Annotated in this window: 14 protein-coding genes; 12 read left to right on the forward strand and 2 right to left on the reverse strand. The window is 45.0% G+C overall.

What is annotated here, in order from left to right; genetic code table 11:
- Positions 1-179: 179 nt before the first annotated feature.
- The 8 genes from GLV81_RS01180 (at position 180) to GLV81_RS01215 (ending at position 10,051) form a co-directional block, all read left to right on the forward strand.
- Entirely contained in the window at positions 180-3,146 is a 2,967-nt protein-coding gene (locus GLV81_RS01180; RefSeq protein ID WP_157476094.1) for a SusC/RagA family TonB-linked outer membrane protein, read from the forward strand.
- Positions 3,147-3,170: 24 nt separating this feature from the next.
- Positions 3,171-4,757 carry a RagB/SusD family nutrient uptake outer membrane protein gene (locus GLV81_RS01185; RefSeq protein WP_157476096.1) on the forward strand — a complete coding sequence of 529 codons (1,587 nt, stop codon included), beginning with the start codon at positions 3,171-3,173 and terminating at the stop codon, positions 4,755-4,757.
- Between the two features lie 17 nt (positions 4,758-4,774).
- Positions 4,775-5,653, forward strand: coding sequence for a SusE domain-containing protein (locus GLV81_RS01190; RefSeq protein ID WP_157476098.1), 879 nt, complete (start codon positions 4,775-4,777; stop codon positions 5,651-5,653).
- 28 nt (positions 5,654-5,681) lie between these two features.
- Positions 5,682-6,821 carry a SusE domain-containing protein gene (locus GLV81_RS01195; protein ID WP_157476100.1) on the forward strand — a complete coding sequence of 380 codons (1,140 nt, stop codon included), beginning with the start codon at positions 5,682-5,684 and terminating at the stop codon, positions 6,819-6,821.
- A 103-nt stretch (positions 6,822-6,924) separates the two neighbouring features.
- Positions 6,925-7,812, forward strand: coding sequence for a YicC/YloC family endoribonuclease (locus GLV81_RS01200; protein ID WP_246186164.1), 888 nt, complete (start codon positions 6,925-6,927; stop codon positions 7,810-7,812).
- An 18-nt stretch (positions 7,813-7,830) separates the two neighbouring features.
- Positions 7,831-8,319: a gliding motility lipoprotein GldH gene (locus GLV81_RS01205; protein ID WP_157476102.1), complete on the forward strand. Its 489-nt coding sequence runs from the start codon at positions 7,831-7,833 to the stop codon at positions 8,317-8,319.
- 32 nt (positions 8,320-8,351) lie between these two features.
- Positions 8,352-9,338, forward strand: a complete 987-nt coding sequence (locus tag GLV81_RS01210; RefSeq protein WP_157476104.1) for a sensor histidine kinase — start codon at positions 8,352-8,354, stop codon at positions 9,336-9,338.
- Between the two features lie 2 nt (positions 9,339-9,340).
- Positions 9,341-10,051, forward strand: a complete 711-nt coding sequence (locus GLV81_RS01215) for a response regulator transcription factor (RefSeq protein WP_157476106.1) — start codon at positions 9,341-9,343, stop codon at positions 10,049-10,051.
- A gap of 255 nt (positions 10,052-10,306) precedes the next feature.
- On the opposite strand, the gene GLV81_RS01220 is transcribed toward GLV81_RS01215, so the two are convergent.
- Entirely contained in the window at positions 10,307-12,088 is a 1,782-nt protein-coding gene (locus GLV81_RS01220) for a BatD family protein (RefSeq protein WP_197428830.1), read from the reverse strand.
- 121 nt (positions 12,089-12,209) lie between these two features.
- On the opposite strand from GLV81_RS01220, the gene GLV81_RS01225 reads away from it, so the two are divergent.
- From GLV81_RS01225 to GLV81_RS01235, 4 genes are all read left to right on the forward strand, one after another.
- Positions 12,210-14,591 carry an HsdM family class I SAM-dependent methyltransferase gene (locus GLV81_RS01225; protein ID WP_157476110.1) on the forward strand — a complete coding sequence of 794 codons (2,382 nt, stop codon included), beginning with the start codon at positions 12,210-12,212 and terminating at the stop codon, positions 14,589-14,591.
- Positions 14,592-14,767: 176 nt separating this feature from the next.
- Positions 14,768-15,202: an arginase family protein gene (locus GLV81_RS19750; RefSeq protein ID WP_246186165.1), complete on the forward strand. Its 435-nt coding sequence runs from the start codon at positions 14,768-14,770 to the stop codon at positions 15,200-15,202.
- Entirely contained in the window at positions 15,178-15,882 is a 705-nt protein-coding gene (locus tag GLV81_RS19755; protein ID WP_246186166.1) for an arginase family protein, read from the forward strand. Before GLV81_RS19750 ends, GLV81_RS19755 begins: the two co-directional genes overlap by 25 nt.
- Positions 15,883-15,962: 80 nt before the next feature.
- Positions 15,963-18,194 carry a monovalent cation:proton antiporter family protein gene (locus tag GLV81_RS01235; protein ID WP_157476112.1) on the forward strand — a complete coding sequence of 744 codons (2,232 nt, stop codon included), beginning with the start codon at positions 15,963-15,965 and terminating at the stop codon, positions 18,192-18,194.
- Here GLV81_RS01235 and GLV81_RS01240 read toward each other — a convergent pair.
- Positions 18,191-19,195, reverse strand: a complete 1,005-nt coding sequence (locus GLV81_RS01240) for a potassium channel family protein (protein WP_157476114.1) — start codon at positions 19,193-19,195, stop codon at positions 18,191-18,193. The two genes, GLV81_RS01235 and GLV81_RS01240, sit on opposite strands and share 4 nt — an antisense overlap.
- Positions 19,196-19,224: the final 29 nt, after the last annotated feature.

Below are 19,224 nucleotides of genomic sequence, written 5' to 3' on the forward strand. Positions count from 1 at the left end.
AAAATACGGACATTTACCATGTAAAAAATACACACTTAGTTGCAGCATATTGCAACACCTTGGTGTCTTGATTACAACGATTTGCCAGCCACGCCATGAAAACGATTGCCCTTTTGCCTTGGCCTTCCATTAGGTTGAATTCTACTCAACATATATCTCAACTTGTAAAACTGAATTGTATGACCTTACGACGACTGCTGAAAGGAATGGTCATTCCTGTATTGCTGCTCATCGGCTTTGCCGCTGCAGCCCAGGAAACCATTTTGGTATCCGGAAAAGTGAGTGACTCTAAAGACGGTTCGCCGCTCATTGGGGTTTCTGTAGCTGTAAAGGGTACTGCCAATGGTACCGCTACCGATGGTAACGGTAACTTTTCGCTCCGCACTACGCCAGGAGCAACCCTTGTATTTACGTATGTAGGCTATTTATCAAAAGAAATGCCTGCTACTAAAGAAGCCATGACTGTGACACTGGAAAATGTTAAAACTGCATTGAACGAAGTGGTGGTGATTGGTTATGGTTCGGCACGTAAAAAAGACCTGACCGGTGCCGTGTCTACTGTTTCTTCAAAAGACTTCCAGAAAGGTAACATTACTACCCCCGAGCAAATGATTGCCGGTAAGGTGGCGGGTGTACAAATCACGTCCAACGGTGGTCGTCCCGGTGCTGGTTCTACCATCCGCATTCGTGGTGGTTCTTCGCTCATTGCCAGCAACGACCCGTTGATTGTAATTGACGGTGTGCCGCTGGACAACAACGGCGTAGCCGGTGCTGCCAATCCGCTGAGCTTTATCAATGCCAACGACATTGAAAGCTATACCGTGTTGAAAGATGCATCTGCAGCGGCTATCTACGGCTCTCGTGCCAACAACGGTGTTATCATCATTACCACCAAAAAAGGTAAGGGCGGCAAGCTGAAAGTGAATTTCAGTTCAGTCAATTCTATTTCTACCATTACCAAAAAACTCGATTTGCTCAATGCCGATCAGGTAAGAGCTATTGTAGCGATGCAGGGTAATGCTACCCAAAAACGTCAGGTAGGTACTGCCAGCACCGATTGGCAGGATGTCATTTACCAAACTGGTTTTGGTACCGACAACAACATCAGCATGAGCGGTGGTATTGTGGGTTTGCCCTACCGTTTTTCTGTAGGTTATCTCGATCAAACCGGTTTGCTCAAAACCGACCACCTGCAGCGTACTTCTGCAGCTTTGGCCCTCAACCCATCTTTCTTCGACAATCACCTGAAGGTTGATTTGAACCTGAAGGGTTCTATGCAGCAAACTCGTTTTGCCAACGAAGGTGCCATTGGTTCTGCTGCCAACTACGATCCTACACAACCTGTATACAGCAACAGTAAGCGCTTTGGCGGCTATCAGGAATGGGTTGGTGTAGACGGATTGCCAGAATTGAATGCCGGCCGCAACCCACTGGGTATGCTGTATCAAACATTCGACAATCAAAAGCCCCGTCGTGCTATTGGTAACCTGCAGTTGGATTATAAATTTCATTTTCTGCCTGAATTGCGTGCCAACGTAAACCTCGGATTCGACGTAGCTAAAAACACCGGTACTTATTTAGTGCCTGATAGTGCTGCCAGTCAGTATCGCCAAAAAGGTAGCTTCTCTCAAAACCAGCAAATCCGCAGAAACACTATTGCAGACTTCTATCTGAACTATGCAAAGGATTTCAAATCTATTAAGAGCCGTGTTGATTTCACCGCTGGTTATTCTTACAACAACTTCTGGACGAAGAACTTCTTCTACCGTGGTTTGAATGCCAACAAGGATACCATTGTAGGTTCTACGCCTCCCAACTTTGCGTACGATATTCCCGAAAACACCCTCATGTCTTACTGGGGTCGTTTGTTGTACAATTACGATAGCCGTTACTTCCTGACTGCTACTTTGCGTCGTGATGGTTCAAGCCGTTTCGCTAAAGAAAACCGTTGGGGCTGGTTCCCATCTGTGGGTGTGGCCTGGAGCATTGCCAACGAAGCCTTCCTGAAGAACAGCAAAGTGGTTAGCGATTTGAAAGTGCGTGTTGGTTATGGTAAAACTGGCCAGCAAGATGGTATCGGCAACTACGATTATCAGGCTCGTTATGGCTTGGGGGGTCTTAGCTCTGCTTATCAGTTGGGTAATGAATATGTACTTACCTACGGACCCTTTGGCTACAACGGTGGCCTGAAGTGGGAAGAACTGGTGAGCTACAACGCCGCTTTGGACTTCGGATTTTTTGATGGCCGTATTACCGGTAGTGTTGATTTCTACAAGCGTGAAAGCCGCGACCTGCTGAACAGTGTTCCTCAGGCCACCGGTACCAACTTTAGCCCATTTGTGTTGGCTAACATTGGTAGCCTCGAAAACCGTGGTGTAGAAATGACCCTCAGCAGCACCATCATTAAGAAGAAGAACTTCAGCTGGGATGTAAACATGAACGCTACCTACAATGAAAACAAGATTTTGAACCTGACTGTAGTGCCTGATGATCCGACTTACAAAGGCTTACCTACTGGTGGTTCAGAAGGTGTCAACGGTTTTGTGCAAATGCACTCTGTAGGTTATTCTCGTAATACTTTCTATCTCTATCAGCAGATTTATGACAGCTGGGGCAATCCCATTGAAGGTCTGTTTGAAGACAGAAACAGAGATGGCATCATCAACGATAACGACCGCTACCTGCGCCACAGTGCCGTAGCCAGCTGGTTGTTTGGTTTCAGTACCAATGTAAACTGGAAGAAGTGGACTGCCGGAACAGTACTGCGTGCCAGCCTGGGCAACTATGTTTTCAATGGCACATTTGCCAACCGTGGTCGCCTTAATCAGGTATTGGGCAACTACGTACTGGGTAACGCTTCTACCAATTATATTACTACTGCTTTCAGAGGTGGCAACGACATTGCCATGATGAGTGATTATTATGTACAGAATGCTTCATTCCTGAGAATGGACAACCTGTTTGTAGGATACAATTTTGGTAAAGTGATGAAGAATGGCACTTCTCTGCGTGTAAATGCGGCAGTACAAAACGTATTTACAGTTACGAAGTACAAGGGCACCGATCCTGAGCACAGTGGTGGTATCGACAACAACCTGTACCCACGCCCACGCATTTTCTCGCTTTCTGTAAACCTTGATTTTTAATTCAACCACCGAAATACTATTGTTATGAAAATCAATAATAAAATATGGATCTTACTGGTGGCTGTTTTGGGTATGATGCAGGCCTGTCAAAAGAAGCTTGACCTCACACCTACCAATGACATCACCAACGAAAAGGTGTTTGCTACGGCTGCCGGTTATAAGCAAGCCATGGCTAAAGTATACGCCAGCATGGCGGTTACGGGCAGCCCTTCCAGAGACATTCCCGGCGAAATTGTAAGTGATGAAGGTAACACCGGCTTCTTGCGTGTTCTCTGGTACCTGCAGTGCTTGTCTACCGACGAAGCTGGCTGGACCTACAGTGGCAATACCGACCCCATTGGCATTCACCAAATGGAATGGTCGCCCAGCACTCAGGTAGTTGCCGGTTTGTATTACCGTAGCTTCTTCATTGTTACTCTGTGCAACAACTTCATCAAAGAAGCTTCTGATGCAAAACTGTCTGACCGTGGTATTGGTGGCGCAGATGCTGCTGAAATCCGCAAGTTCCGTGCAGAAGCCCGCTTTGTAAGAGCTTATGCTTACTGGATACTGCTCGACAACTTTGGTAATGTACCATTTACTGATGAAAACTACCAGATCGGTAGTGGTGTATTGCCCAAGCAAATTACCCGTGCCGAACTGTTTACTTACATCGAAAATGAACTGAAAGCTGTTGAAGCCGACTTGTACGAACCCAAGGCTGCACCTACCGGCCGTGCTGATAAAGCTGCAGCCTGGTCGCTGCTGGCTCGTTTGTACCTCAACGCTCAGGTGTATACCGGCAATGCCAAGTACACCGAAGCCATTACCTATGCCAACAAAGTAATTGGTGCCGGCTATACCCTGCACAACAATTACAAAGAGCTGATGCTGGCCGACAACCATACACTCACCAACGAGTTCATCTGGACCATCCGCTACGACGGTACCAATACCCAGTCTTACAGCGGCACTACCTTTTTGGTACATGGCCCTGCAGGTGTACCAGGTAGCGTAAGTGGTAGCAATGGTACGTGGGATTGTATCCGCATTACCGAGCAGTTTGTAGATAAGTTCAACGCACAGGATATCCGCGGTCAGTTTTGGACAACAGGCCAAACCAAAACCATGGATGTATTGCTGGGCGATGCCAGAAAAGGCTACAGCAGCAGCAAGTTTACCAACAAAACCAAGACCGGCGCTGCTGCACCTAACATGGACGCCGGTGGCACATTTGCCGATATCGATTTCCCTGTTTTCCGCCTGGCAGAAATCTACCTGATTTATGCTGAAGCCGTGCTTCGTGGTGGTACTGGCGGTTCTACTTCTACAGCAGTTGGTTATCTGCAGGCATTGGCTCGCCGGGCTCGCCCCAACGATCCTGCCGCTGCATCTTCAGTTGAACTGACACTGCCTTATCTGATTGATGAAAGAGGCCGCGAACTGATGTGGGAATGTCATCGTCGTACCGACCTGATTCGTTTTGGTCAGTTTACCACGAACACGTATTTGTGGGCTTGGAAAGGTGGTGTAAGAAATGGTACAGCAGTTGATGCGAAGTATAACTTGTTCCCCATTCCTTCCATCGATATTTCTGCCAATCCGAACCTCACACAAAACCCCGGATACTAAGCCGTCGGATACCCTCAATGGTTGATGACGATTTCTTAAAAGAAAACCACAAAAATTGCAACTATGAAACGGCTCATTCACTACATATACATGGGAGTAGCTCTCGCTGTGTTTGCGCTTGCCGGCTGCGAAAAGAAGGACGCCAAAGTCTTTTTGAAGGCGGTACGGCTCCTGTGCTGTCCATCAGCAACACGGCGCCAGTGCTCGACCCCACTAAAGAAAAGGACCTGGCCATCGGCTTCCGCTGGACCAATCCGAACTACAGCTTTACCACCGGTATCAGCTCACATGACGTAAACTACCGTTTGGAAATTGATACCCTGGGTGCCAATTTCCGCAGTGCTTCTAAAGGCGTGGTAGCTATCTCGAACGACCTGGCGAAATCATATACTGTTTACGATCTCAACGTATTGTTGAGTGGTGCCAACTTTATGAACCTGGCTCCCGATCGCAGCTATACATTCCAGGCACGTGTTATCTCTTCACTGCGCAACAGTTCAGTACAACTGGAGAGCAACGTGGTAACCTTTACCGCTAAGCCATACAGTCCTCCTCCTGCAGTTAATCCGCCAGCATCTGGCAAACTGTTTTTGGTAGGTGGTGCTACACCCGGTGGTTGGAGCAACCCGGTACCTGCCAACCAGGAACTCACCAAAATCAGCAACACCAAATATGAAATCACCATTCCGTTGACAGCTGGTGGTAGCATTCTCTTTTTGCCAGTAAATGGCGACTGGGGCGATAAGTATGGTTTTGATGGCAACAACAATGAAAACATTGCCGAAGGCGATAAACTGCGCAGAGGTGGTGGCGACATTAAAGTGCCAGCAGCTGATGGAACGTACAAACTGGTAGTTGATTTCCAAACCGGACGCTTTTCTATCACCCGTCAATAATGCCTGTTCAACCAAAAAATTTTGAATCATGAAACTTTTCAAAAAAATACAACTGGCGGCACTGGCATTGGTGGTTGGCTTGGCTTCTTGCGAGAAGACCGATAACCTGCCTTACTACGCCAAAGGCACAGCTACAGTGCTGTCTGCTTCGGCTACTACCATTGCTGCTACCGCCGCTGACAGCAATAAAACTGCTGTAGTATTCAGCTGGACCAGTCCACTGTACTCTACCGATTCCAGCAGCTACAAGTATGTGTTGCAAATCGACTCTGCCGGTCGCAACTTCAGCAAGGCCAATTCTATTGAGATTAATGCGGTTCGTTCTTATAGCCTCATTGCCAAAGACCTCAACACCATGTTGTTGAACTATGGCTTTGAATTCAACAAGCAATACTCTGTAGATGTGCGGGTCATTTCTTCGTACCGCAACAACAACGAGCAGTACAACAGCAACGTAGTAACCCTGAAAGTTACGCCGTATAAAATCCCACCTAAAGTGGTGTTGCCTGCCAGCGGTAAACTGTTTATTGTAGGTGATGCTACACAGGGTGGCTGGTCAAATCCGGTTCCTGTGCCATCACAAGAATTAAGCAGAATTGATGAGACGACGTTTGGTGGCGTATTCAATCTCTTTGGTAGTGCTTCATACCTCATTCTGCCCGAAAATGGACAGTGGGGCAAGTACTCTGTAGCCAAAGGTGATTTGGCTGGCTTGTGGGAAGGTGGCGATTTCGGTAGCGAACTGAGAGACAATTTCCCTGCACCTCCGGTAGATGGTTGGTACAAGCTGGTATTTGATTTTCAAAAAGGAAAATTTAAGGTGTCCTCAAGTGTAGCTTTGCCTGACAGTATCTATACGATCGGTGATGCTACAGCAGGTGGTTGGGATAATGTAAACTCAAATACTACATTGAAAGCACAATATCTGACACGTGTAAGTCCATGGGTTTTCGAAGGCACTCAAACTTTAACTGGCGGCGCTAATGTGAAATTTATTTCTCAAGTGTCTAAATGGCAACCTCAATTTGGCAAAGGCTCAAAAGACGGTGAATTGGGATATAACTATGGTGGTGGCAATGACCCTGGTACAATTTCAGTTCCATCAAGCGGAACGTATAAAATCCAGGTGAATTTCTACACAATGACATACACCCTTACCAAGCAATAACAATTGGTACGATACATAACAGATGCGGCCTGCCCAATGGGGTGGGCCGTTTTCTTGTGCAACATGCTGGCCCGACAGCCGTTTGCCTTATTTTTACCGCACTATGATTGAAAACGCTTTGCACTCCATGACAGGCTTTGGCCGTGCCGAAAAATCAGCCGGCGAAAACCATGTACTGGTGGAAATAAAATCGCTGAATGGCAAACAGTTCGACATGAACCTGAAACTGCCGCCATTGCTCAAATCTTTTGAGTTCGACATCCGCAATTTTGTTTCGGGCAAATTGCAACGCGGCAGTGTGGACTGCTCCATTACCCTCAAAATGAATGGTGCCAGCAAACCCGTTAGTATCAATCCCGATCTCATCCGTTTTTACTATCAAAGCATCAGCGGTTTGGCAAAAGAACTGAACCTCGATACGTCACAGGTTTTGGGTGCTTTGCTCAAGCTGCCCGAAGTGGTAACACCACAAAACGAAGTGCTCGATGATGCCAGCTGGCAAATGGTGATGCAAACCATTGAACTGGCGGTAAACGATGTATTGCAACACCGTGCCGAAGAAGGTGCTGTACTGCTGCAAGACATTAGCTCCCGTATTCAAAACATTCGCCAACTGGCACAAGAGATAGCCACATTGGCACCACAAAGACAAGTGCGTTTGAAAGAAACACTTGAACGTAAACTGGAAGAATGGGTGGGCAAGGAAAACGTAGATGCCAACCGCCTGGAACAGGAACTCATTTACTACATCGAAAAAATTGACATCAGCGAAGAACTGGTGCGCCTCAACAATCACTGCGATTATTTCTTCAGCATTTTGGCTGAACCCGATCCTGCCAAGGGCAAAAAGCTTGGTTTTATTTTGCAGGAAATAGGCCGTGAAATAAACACCACCGGTTCTAAAGCCAACGATGCTGAAATTCAGAAATCGGTAGTGCTGATGAAAGACGAACTGGAAAAAGCCAAAGAACAGGTATTGAATATTTTGTAAGCCATTTGGCAATACCACATGATGCAGAGAAGAATCAACTGGAAGATAAGTGTGCTGAGTTTGCTCGTAACGACTTTGCTGTTGTGCAGTTGCAAACAAGTGGAGTTGTACGAGAGATTGACTAATATACCTGGTGCCCAATGGCAGCGCAGTTTTGTGCCAACCTATAAGTTCGATATTACTGATACCACCCGCTATTACAGCGTATTTGTAGTGCTGCGGCACAGCAATAGTTATCCCTACAGAAATATCTGGTTGAATGTGGGCATTCGCAATCCGCAAGATAGCATGCGTACACAAGCCTTCGACCTGCCGTTGGCCGCCAGCGACAAATGGCTGGGCGTAGGTATGGATGATATTTTTGAACGCCGGGTACTCTTGCTGCCACGACCTGTAAAATTTAATAAAACCGGCAGTATAGAATTTACCCTGCAGCAGCAAATGCGCATCGATCCGCTGCCGCATATACTGCAGGCCGGCATACGGGTTGAGCCCGTGGCCGAATAATCGCATCCACATTTTCTTCAACACCTGAGTGTATGCAATCAGCAAAAAAGAAACTCGCCTTTGTTACGGTCATTTTCTGGTTTTTGCTGGCCTACATTATGGCCGCTTTGGTGTGGTGGTTTGTAAGCCTCGATCAGCAAAACAACGACATGGCTCTACTGCGTTTATCGGAGCTGAACCCTGCTGCAGCAAACTATGCTGCCCGTAAAGCAGATGTGCTCGATTACCAGCGTCGCAAGCATGGTCAGTATGTAGGCGAGGGCATCATTTTTATGTTGCTCATTTGGGTAGGTGCGTTGTTTGTGTATTTAGCCACGAGAAGGTATTTACGATTGGGCCAGCAGCAGCAAAATTTTATGATGGCGGTGACGCATGAATTGAAAACGCCCATTGCCGTTGCCCGCCTCAATATTGAAACCATGCAGCGCCGAAAGCTCGACGATACACAGCGGGACCGGCTCTTGCAAATGACCCTTAACGAAACAGAACGACTCAACGATTTGTGCGATAATATTTTGCTGGCATCACGTTTTGATAGTGGTCAGCAAAGTGCACAGCAAGAACGATTTTCCCTCGATCAGTTGGTGAATGATATTGTAGACCAGTACAACATGCGTTTTCCTGACCGTGATTTTTCGTGTACAGTGCAACCGCAAATATGGGTGTATGGCGATCCGTTTTTGATTCGGTTGTTGCTCAACAACCTCATTGATAATGCCATGAAGTATGCGCCAAAAAACAGTACCATTGATGTTTCGCTGAAGCTCAAAAATCAGGTAGCCAAATTGAGAGTAGCCGATCAGGGCAAGGGCATTCCGGCAGAAGAAAAGAAGAAAGTATTTGATAAATTTTACCGCATGGGCAATGAACAAACCAGAAACACCAAGGGGACAGGCCTGGGTTTGTATCTGGTAAAACGCATTGCCGAGCGGCACGATGGCACGGTAGAAATAACCGACAATGTGCCACAGGGTAGTATTTTTACCATCCGGTTTCCTTTAGACGATTCAACAGTTTAGACATGAAAATACCTGCACCAGTTGCCTCCATATTGTTGGTAGAAGATGAAGAAGCATTGCACGAAACACTCAAGATGAACCTTGGGCTGGAAGGCTACGATGTGGTGTCGGCATACACAGGCCAACAGGCACTCGAAAAACTGGAAGGCGAATATTTCGATTTGGTAGTGCTTGATATAATGCTGCCCGAAATTGACGGCATTGGCGTATTGGAAACCATGCGCATTAAAAAGATTGATTCGCCTGTGCTCATACTGAGTGCCCGCAACTCTACCAACGATCGTATTCTCGGTTTGAAAAAAGGTGCCGACGATTACCTCACCAAACCATTTGCCCTCGAAGAGCTGCTACTGCGTATTGAAAAACTGTTGCTCAAAAACAAACGTCAGCAGGCCGATCATACACCTGCCAGTACGTATAGTTTTGGTGGACACACCATCAATTTTAAAGCACAGGAAGCCGTGCTGAAAAATGGTGAAACCGTGGCGCTGAGTAAAAAAGAAGCCATGCTGCTGCAACTGCTCATTGAGCATAGTGGTGAGGTCGTTACAAGAGAAACAATTTTAAGAACGGTATGGGGCTACAACGTTTTTCCTACCACCCGAACCATCGATAATTTTCTGCTGAACATTCGCAAGTACTTCGAAGAAGACTCCCGCAATCCGCAACACTTCCACAGTGTACGTGGAGTAGGGTATAAGTTTACGCCTTAGTATTTTGGGCTAAAGAAATGTAATGGTCAATAATCCATGTGTTTCATCAATTCATGGATAGAACTCAAACTTACACAGGGGGAGGCGTTGGCCAGGCAAAACGGCCGGAGGCATCGGGTTTGCCTTGAATTTTCTTTGGTTACTTTCTTTTTCAAGAAAAAGAAAGTAACAATGCTGCTATAGCAACGAGACTTCTTTATGGGATAAATGAAAGCATATTTGCGTTTCATATTTCAAACAAAACACTCAAAAAGTTTACGCCTTAGTCTGCTTCCATTCGGCATAGGCCTGCTGCAAATCAGCTGCGCTGTGCTCATGCCCGAAAGGGGCATACAATACATCGTTGCACAACTGCAACAATTGTTGTGCTGCTGCGTTCTCTCCTGTATTTTCTTGCTGTACTTCTGCCAGCATACGAGTAGCCAACGCCTTAATATCAGTAGCATCCTGTTGTAAGCTTGTGTCTTTTACATCAACTCTTTTTTCTACTACCAATGGGCGGTTGCCGGCAGCAGTTGTTACCTGATACATGGGGTCGTCAAGACCTTGTGTAAATATGGGGTCGAGTTCCTGAGTAGTATTTCGTTTTTTTCGTTTGGCCCTGCCCACCAGCATGAGTACAATCACCAGTACCATTGCAGCACTCAATGCCACTACAGGCATAAAACGGGTAAACCATTCGGTGAGTTTAAAACTGCTTGGGTCATTCACCGGATCGTCGGCAAAAGAGGAACGAGCCACTGCTGCGCCAATGTGCAGGTTCACACTGCTATCGGCCGTTTGCTTGTACACTACTTCGGATGGATTGAAATAATGAAACCCTTTGATGCGGATATTGTACTCACCCATGCTATCGGCTGCAAAGCGATAAATGTACCGCCGCACACCCTGCACCGGTACCCGTTGGCTATCGAGTTGCTCGTCCATGCGGGGTTCGTAACCGGTAATGCCTTTGGGCCATTCAATCTGTGGCGCCTGTAGCATGCTCCACTGCCCGAGACCACTTACCGCCACAATCAACTCGGCAGCATCGCCTGCAGCCAGTGGCTGCTTGGGCATTTGTACACTGTAAGAAAATTCACCCACAGGAATGGCGCCATCGGTAGGCCGGCCATTGGCAGGTAATGGTGTCACCTGCACGGTTTCTACATTTCCAGCTACGGTAAAGGGTTCTTCTGCAGAACGCTGCTGTGCATAGGGGTCTGCAGCAATGGGTTGTCCGTTGTGGGTGCGTAAAAATGAAACAGTACCCGAAATGCTCATGGGGGCCAGTTTGAGCTCACCCGATCGTAGTGCTGTCAATTGCACCCGGCGCAAGGTATACACTTTGTACACCTTTCCATTTTCCGTAGCATACTGAAACTCGCTGCCGGGGTCTTCGGCCGGTAAATCAATAGAAGAAAAGCCTTCGAAACCCGGGCGTTTGTCGAGCTCGGCACTCAGGTTTACCCTGGAGTACAGCAGGTATTCGGCCACAATGGTTTCTCCTTCGTAGCAAGTGTTTTTGCTGAGTTTGGTTTTCAGCAGCAGGTTGCGTTTTATTTTTTCCTGTGCATTTTCTTTGCTGTCGAGTACAAAGGCGTCGTACGTAAATCCGTGCTCGTTAGGTGGGTACGGACTATTGTTGTGCTGAGCTCCTTTGGTTACTTCTATAACCAGTGTATTGGTTTGGTAGCTTTTGCCATTTACTACAATGCTGGCAGCGGGTACGGTGCAACTACCGGTTCGCCGTGGCGCCAATTGAAAACTGTATTGCTGCGCTGTTGATTTAACACCATTGATGATGTTGGTACTGGTAGTGGTCATGGGGCCGCTGAGTACATCCCAATCTTTAAAGGCAGGAAATTTTACCCCTGTGCCGGCTGCATTTACCAAAGTGTAGCTGATGGTAATTTGCTCATGACTGGCAATGGCATTGGCTGATGTAAGCAGCTGCCAATCGGGCTGTGCCATGCCGGCCAGTGGCAGCAACAGGCTGCAACACAGGTGCCAAAACCAGCGTTGTAAAAATGAAGTAGAATCAGGTGCCGCAAACATGGCTGGCAAAATAGCGCAAATCGGGGCTACTCGCTGCTTGTGTATCATTTTTAACCTGATACTAAAGGATGGAAAGATTTAATCTATGTCTATTATGATAGACAATTGTAAAACGACAACTATGAATTACCAATTTAAACTTTGTAAGTTTGAAAAAATTTGTTGGGTGGCAAACGAGAGAAAAACAGAAAATATCGTTAGAAAATTTCTAACAGAAAATGGGTATTTCGACGATGAGTCAATTATCGTAGAGGAGCAAAAAAGCGATTTTGCCTTGATTGATAAGTTATTGAGTAATGCTTCAAAAAAGGGAACAGGGAAAGGGTATCCTGAATTTATAATACGCTCAAAAGAATATTCTGATTTTGTTGTTATAGTAGAATGTAAAGCAGACTCCAAAAAACACCAAAGTACAAACTTTGATAAATACAGTGATTTTGCAGTTGACGGGGTTTTACTCTACGCCTCTTTTTTAGCAAAAGAATTTGATGTTTTAGCCATTGCCGTAAGTGGAGAAAGTGAGACTGAATTAAGGGTTTCTCAATATTTATATTTAAAAAACACACATAAATCTCACAAATTTTTAGGGAATGAAATTTTACCATTAAAGGATTATTACGATGCTTTTTTGCAAAGTGACATGAAATTTAACCAAGACTATTTAAAACTCTTAGAATACACTAAAGAATTAAATGACTTATTACATACCAAAAAAATAAAAGAAGCTCAAAGAAGCCTTTTAATTAGTGGAATTTTGATAGCACTTCAAAATACAGCTTTTAAAAACAGCTTTTCAGCTCATAAAAAGCCTGAACAATTAGCGAAAAATTTACTCTCAACAATAGTAGATGAGTTTACTAATGTAAACTTACCAGCAGATAAAGTAAACAATTTAAAACAAGCTTATTCATTTATCCTTACAAATACAACCATTACAACCGACAAAGATTTTTTTGTTGAGTTGATAAAAAGTATTGAAACCAATGTAAATAACTTTATGAAAACTCATAAATATTTTGACACATTGGGTCAGTTTTATATTGAATTTTTAAGATATGCAAATAGCGACAAGGGATTAGGAATTGTATTAACACCCCCTCATATCACAGATTTATTCTCTGAGTTAGCAGGAGTAAATCAAGACTCTATAATTCTTGATAATTGTATGGGGACAGGCGGTTTTTTGATTAGCGCAATGAAAACTATGATAAAACAAGCCAAAGGAAACCAAACGAAAATTGACAGTATCAAGAAAACACAATTAATTGGCATTGAATACCAAGACGATATTTATGCTTTAGGAATTTCAAATATGATAATTCACGGTGATGGTAAAACCAATGTGTATCTAGGTGATTGTTTTGAAGAAATTTTAAAAGTTAAAGAAGCTTTTAAGCCTAATGTTGGATTTCTAAACCCACCTTACAAAAGTAAAAAGTCTGATATTGAAGAATTGGACTTTGTTTTAAACAATCTTAACGCATTAGAGAAGGGTGGTAAATGCGTTGCAATTATTCCATTAAGTTGTGCTATTGCGACAAAGGGAGATGTATTTGTTCGAAAACAACAAATCTTAGAAAATCACACATTAGAAGCTGTGATGTCAATGCCAGAAGATATTTTTCATAATTCCAAAGTAGGCGTAACTACTTGTATTATGGTTATTTCTGCTCATATCCCACACCCAAAAGGCAAAAAAACATGGCTGGGTTATTGGCGTGAAGATGGTTTTGTTAAAACAAAAGGCAAGGGAAGAATTGACTTAAATGATACTTGGTATTCAATAAAAGAAAATTGGCTAAACACCTATATAAATAGAGAAAGTGTTGAAAAATTAAGCGTAACAAAAGAATTAAAAGCAAATGATGAATGGTGCGCTGAAAGCTATTTAAATGCTCAATACGAAAGCATAGATTATGAGGTATTTAAAAGGAATACTCAAAAATATTTAGCTTATCGTTTGTTAAACGACCTCTTAGATATAAAATTTGAAACCAAACAAAAGATTGTTGCTAATAACAAATTAGTAAAGTTAGATAGTATTTTTTATGTTCATAACGGCTTGGCTTCTTCGCAAGTTGAGGTAAAAGACGAACCTGAAACAGACACAGATGTAAGGTATATTAGACCTTCACAAAGCTATGCTGGTAGTATTGCAGGATATGTTGATACTATGCAAATTGACGGAAAACACATTTACCCAGACAATACAATTTATGTTTCAACAGATGGACAAGGTAGTCACACTTATTCTTACGTTTCCTCTTTTGAATTTGTACCAAATAGTAATGTTTCTGTTTTAATCCCTAAAAATGAAATGACATTACAGGAAAAACTTTATTACTCAATTTGTATAACAGCAAATAGGTTCAAGTTTTCGTATGGTAGAAAACCCAAAGGAGATAGATTAAAAGACATTTTAATACCATCTTCACCGCCTGGATTTGTTTATAAAGAAATATTTGACGAGATTTTTGATAGTTGGAAAAAAGTAGTCAAATAAAAAGGCAGCTATCAATTATCAAAAATGTATTCAAGTGCTTTGATTGCGTATTGTTAACGTCAACTATATAATTTCTATTCAACTTCTTTATTCAATCTTTCCTGTGATAAAAGTTTTATCACAGCTGTTACCTTCACCCCGATTTTTTTCGATAAGTAATACAAGCAACGTACCACATGTTACTGCATCAAATACAAGAACTGATAGAGCTGGCCAACCCATTTGAAATTTCGGAAGACGAAGGTTATAAACCTGGGCAAATTGGCGGCATGCTGCTGGAGGCCAACGATTTTGATGCAGCAGATTTGGTGTTGCTCGGTTGCGATGAATGGCGGGGTAAGGGTTCAAAAGCTACGCCTCGCAGTGCCGATGCGGTACGCAAACAACTCTACAACTTATACCTCTGGCACAGTGCTATTCGCATAGCCGATGCAGGAAATGTAAAGCCCGGTGCTCAACTGGCAGATACGTATGCTGCAGTAAAAATGGTGATACGGGAATTGTTGAAAGCAGGTAAGCGGGTGTTACTGTTTGGTGGCAGCCACGATATTACGTTGGCCATGTATCAGGCATTTGCCGAAGAAAAATGTTGCTGGAAGCTACGGCCGTAGATGCATTGATGGATCTCGATAGCGAAAGCCCTTATCCTGAACATAAGTTTTTGCTGGAGATGCTGACCAGCGAACCCAACTATGTAAAACAGTTTAACCTCATTGGCTTCCAAAGTTATTTTGTAAATCCGCAGTTGCTCGAAACCATCGACAAACTGCGTTTTGATTGTTTCCGTGTAGGCAAGGTGCAGGAAAAAATGGATGAAGTAGAACCGGCCATTCGCAGCAGCCATTTGGTATCGTTTGATATTGCGGCTATTGCCCATGCATTTGCGCCAGCCACTACTTTATCGCCCAATGGTTTTACCGGGCAAGAAGCCTGTAAGCTCATGCAGTACGCAGGCATGAGTGGCACCAACCGCGTTGCAGGCATTTTCGGTTTTATGGCCAAGGACCCCATGGGGCTGACGGCCATGCAGGTAGCCCATATGATTTGGTATTTTATTGATGGCATGCAACGCGACAAGCACGAAGTGCATTTGGAAGACCGCACCGGCTACAACGAATACCACCTGATGTGTGCCGAAATAGAAACCTTGTTTTTGCAAAGCCGCAACACCGGCCGCTGGTGGATGCAACTGCCCGACAAAACATTCATTCCTTGCACTTATGCCGACTACCTGGTGGCCAGTCACAACGACTTGCCCGAACGCTGGCTGCGGGCACAGGAGCGGATGTAATATTCAATTCAGGAATTTTTTTGCAACTGGCTTTTAACAAGCTCTTGCCCGATGTCTGACGGCAATGGCTATTTTTGGGCATGAGCCATTTGCCAAACCTTATCACAGATTTGGCACTCATTTTGGGTGCTGCAGGTATTACCACATTGTTGTTTCGCCGGTTGAAACAGCCGGTGGTGTTGGGTTATATCATCGCCGGTTTGCTGGTGGGCCCCAATTTTTCACTGTTTCCTACGGTTACTGATGTAGAAGGCATTCGCACCTGGGCTGAGATAGGCGTTATCTTCTTGTTGTTTGCCCTCGGCCTTGAATTCAGTTTTAAAAAGCTGGCAAAAATTGGTGGTACAGCTGGCATTACTGGTACCATCGAAATATTGGCCATGCTGTCCATTGGCTTTGGCATGGGGCAACTCATGCGTTGGTCTTTTATGGATAGCCTTTTTCTCGGGGGCATTATTGCTATATCTTCTACCACTATCATCTTTCGGGCTTTTGATGAATTGGGTGTAAAAACAAAACAGTTTACGGGCCTGGTCATGGGCATTTTAATTGTAGAAGATTTGGTGGCCGTATTGCTGATGGTGTTGCTGAGTACCATGGCCGTGAGCAAAGAATTTGCCGGTGGCGAAATGCTGATGGCCATTGGCAAACTCTTGTTCTTTTTAAGTCTTTGGTTTTTGGCCGGCATTTTCATTCTCCCCACTTTTTTAAAAAGAGCTTCGAAATTATTGAGCAGCGAAACCCTGCTGGTGGCGGCCATTGCGCTTTGTTTGGGCATGGTGGTATTTGCCGACAAAGTGGGTTTTAGTGCGGCCTTGGGTGCTTTTGTGATGGGTTCTATTTTGGCAGAAACTGTGTATGCCGAAAAGATTGAACACTTACTGGAGCCAGTGAAAAATTTGTTTGGCGCTATCTTCTTTGTATCGGTGGGCATGCTCATCAATCCGATATTGTTGTGGGAAAATGCGGGGCCTGTATTGCTGCTGTCTCTCACGGTTATTTTGGGCAAGCTCATTTTTGTAAGCACCGGTGCATTGGTGGCTGGCCGGCCACTAAAGCAGGCGGTACAAGCCGGTACCAGCATGACGCAGATTGGTGAATTTTCATTCATCATCGCTACGTTGGGCGTTACACTCAATGTCACCAGTTCATTCTTGTATCCCATTGCAGTGGGCGTGTCTGTACTCACCACATTTACTACGCCGTACATGATTCGGCTGGCCGATCCGCTGATAAGCTGGCTGGAAAAAGTACTGCCTGCCCGCTGGCAACAAAAGCTGCAGGAATATAGCGCCGGTACACAGGTGCTGAAGGGAGAAAGTGATTGGCGCATTGTGGTGAAATTGCTGATGCAAATGGTACTCATCAATGTGGTGGTCATCATCGCCATTTTGTTGGCATCTAAATACTTGCTGTATCCATTTATGCATACCATGATTGATACGCAACTGGTAGCCAGCTTAGTGACCATTGCCATTACACTCATGGCCATGATGCCTTTTGTATGGGCACTGATGGCAAAGAAAATTCAACACAGTGCTTACAGGCAACTGTGGCTCGATAGCAAGTACAACCATGGCCCGCTGGTAGCCGTAGAAGTTTTTAGAAATGCTTTGGCGGTTGCATTTGTAGCAGTACTGCTGGCACAGCATTTTAGTACGCCCGTAGCTGTGGGCGTTACCATTGCGGTTATTGGAGTGGTGATGATTGTTTTTCGCCAGCGGTTGCAGCGTTTTTACCAGCGCATTGAGCAACGCTTTTTAAACAACCTGCACGAAAAAGAAAAAGCAGCCAAACAGGCACCCAAGCTGCTCACGCCTTGGGATGCTCACTTGAGCAAAATCCGTATTTGTGCCACATCTCCCTTTATAGGCAAAACGCTGGAGGAGCTGGCCCTGCGGGAGCAGTACGGTGTCAACATTGCATTTATAGAAAGGGGCAATAAACTCTTGTATGCACCATCCCGTTTCGAAAAATTATTTCCCTACGATGAAATAGGTGTGATAGGTAACGACCATCAATTGCAGAAGTTTACCGTATTGGTAGAAGAGCAAAATGAAGAAGCACCGGTAGCCGATTTGCTGGCACAGCAAATAAGCCTCGAAAAGATTGTGGTGGATGAGCACAACGGCCTCCGTGGAAAAAGTATCCGGGATAGTGGCATTCGTGAAATGACGAATGGCTTGGTGGTAGGCATTGAGCGGGATGGAGAACGAATGTTGAATCCATCATCGGCTACCACGTTTGAATGGAACGATGTGATATGGCTGGTGGGCGACAGGAACAAAATTGCACAGCTCAGCCAGGTTTAGCGTTCTTGCAAATGTTTTTGAGCCTTGGTTATTTGCGCAGCACTACCCATTACAATCAGTCGTTCACCTTGCATTAAAATGTAGTCGGGCGTGGGGTTGCGGCGGTATTTGCTATCTACTTGTTTTACTCCCAGTACGGTGCAGCCGGTTTCCTGCCACAGGTTAAGTTCGCCCAGGTTGATGGCCTGTGTTACTTCCAATTCCGTTACCTGAAACTTTTCGTTGTGCTTACTGCTCAGCATCGATAAAAACTCTTGCACATCGGGTATCAGCACCAGCGAAGCCATGTAAGCACCACCCAGCTTGTCGGGCATTATTACATTGGTAGCACCAGCTATTTTCAATTTTTTAATGGAGTGGTCATCGCTGGCCCGGCTGATGATGGTAATGTTTGGATTGAGTTGCCTTGCTGTGAGTACCACAAACAAATTATCGGCATCGTTGGGCAGGGCGCTAATGAGTGCTTTGGCATGCATAATTCCCGCTTCCAACAGCACTTCATCTTTGGTGGCATCACCAGGTATAATCAGGTCTTCATGTTCAGCAGCGGCCACATATTCCTGGCGTTGTTCTATCACGGTAAATGTGATGCCATTTTGCCGCAGCACTTCACAAGCCTGCTTTCCGTTGCGGCCGTAGCCACACACAATTACATGGTTGTGCATATTGTTGAGTCTTTTGCTTTGCTTGTACAATCTGTATTGCCGTCGCCATTCACCATCCAGCAGCAGGCGGGTAACCATGGTGATGTAAAAGGCCACCGTAGCCAAACTGGCAATAATGAGAAAAATGGTGAAGAGTTTGCCCGCATTACTTAGCGGTTGTATTTCGCCAAACCCAACCGTACCAACGGTGATGATGGTCATGTACAGCGCATTGATCCACGTGTAATCGTCGATGAAAACATAGCCAACGGTACCTACAATGGTCAATGCTGCCAGTAAAAATACCGGCGCAATGAACTTGCGGAGTAACAGCCATCTGGTTATTTTTTTAGACACGGCAGAAGCGTTGTAAAGCTTTTGTTGTT

The sequence above is a fragment of the Phnomibacter ginsenosidimutans genome (genome assembly GCF_009740285.1).
GTDB lineage: Bacteria > Bacteroidota > Bacteroidia > Chitinophagales > Chitinophagaceae > Phnomibacter > Phnomibacter ginsenosidimutans.

Coding starts and splice junctions, on each gene's coding strand:
- GLV81_RS01185 (WP_157476096.1), top strand. CDS start 3,171: ATGAAAATCAATAATAAAATATGGATCTTACTGGTGGCTGTTTTGGGT.
- GLV81_RS19755 (WP_246186166.1), top strand. CDS start 15,178: ATGTTGCTGGAAGCTACGGCCGTAGATGCATTGATGGATCTCGATAGC.
- GLV81_RS01235 (WP_157476112.1), top strand. CDS start 15,963: ATGAGCCATTTGCCAAACCTTATCACAGATTTGGCACTCATTTTGGGT.
- GLV81_RS01200 (WP_246186164.1), top strand. CDS start 6,925: ATGATTGAAAACGCTTTGCACTCCATGACAGGCTTTGGCCGTGCCGAA.
- GLV81_RS01225 (WP_157476110.1), top strand. CDS start 12,210: ATGAATTACCAATTTAAACTTTGTAAGTTTGAAAAAATTTGTTGGGTG.
- GLV81_RS01190 (WP_157476098.1), top strand. CDS start 4,775: ATGGTTGATGACGATTTCTTAAAAGAAAACCACAAAAATTGCAACTAT.
- GLV81_RS01220 (WP_197428830.1), bottom strand. CDS start 12,088: ATGTTTGCGGCACCTGATTCTACTTCATTTTTACAACGCTGGTTTTGG.
- GLV81_RS19750 (WP_246186165.1), top strand. CDS start 14,768: ATGTTACTGCATCAAATACAAGAACTGATAGAGCTGGCCAACCCATTT.
- GLV81_RS01205 (WP_157476102.1), top strand. CDS start 7,831: ATGATGCAGAGAAGAATCAACTGGAAGATAAGTGTGCTGAGTTTGCTC.
- GLV81_RS01215 (WP_157476106.1), top strand. CDS start 9,341: ATGAAAATACCTGCACCAGTTGCCTCCATATTGTTGGTAGAAGATGAA.
- GLV81_RS01195 (WP_157476100.1), top strand. CDS start 5,682: ATGAAACTTTTCAAAAAAATACAACTGGCGGCACTGGCATTGGTGGTT.
- GLV81_RS01210 (WP_157476104.1), top strand. CDS start 8,352: ATGCAATCAGCAAAAAAGAAACTCGCCTTTGTTACGGTCATTTTCTGG.
- GLV81_RS01180 (WP_157476094.1), top strand. CDS start 180: ATGACCTTACGACGACTGCTGAAAGGAATGGTCATTCCTGTATTGCTG.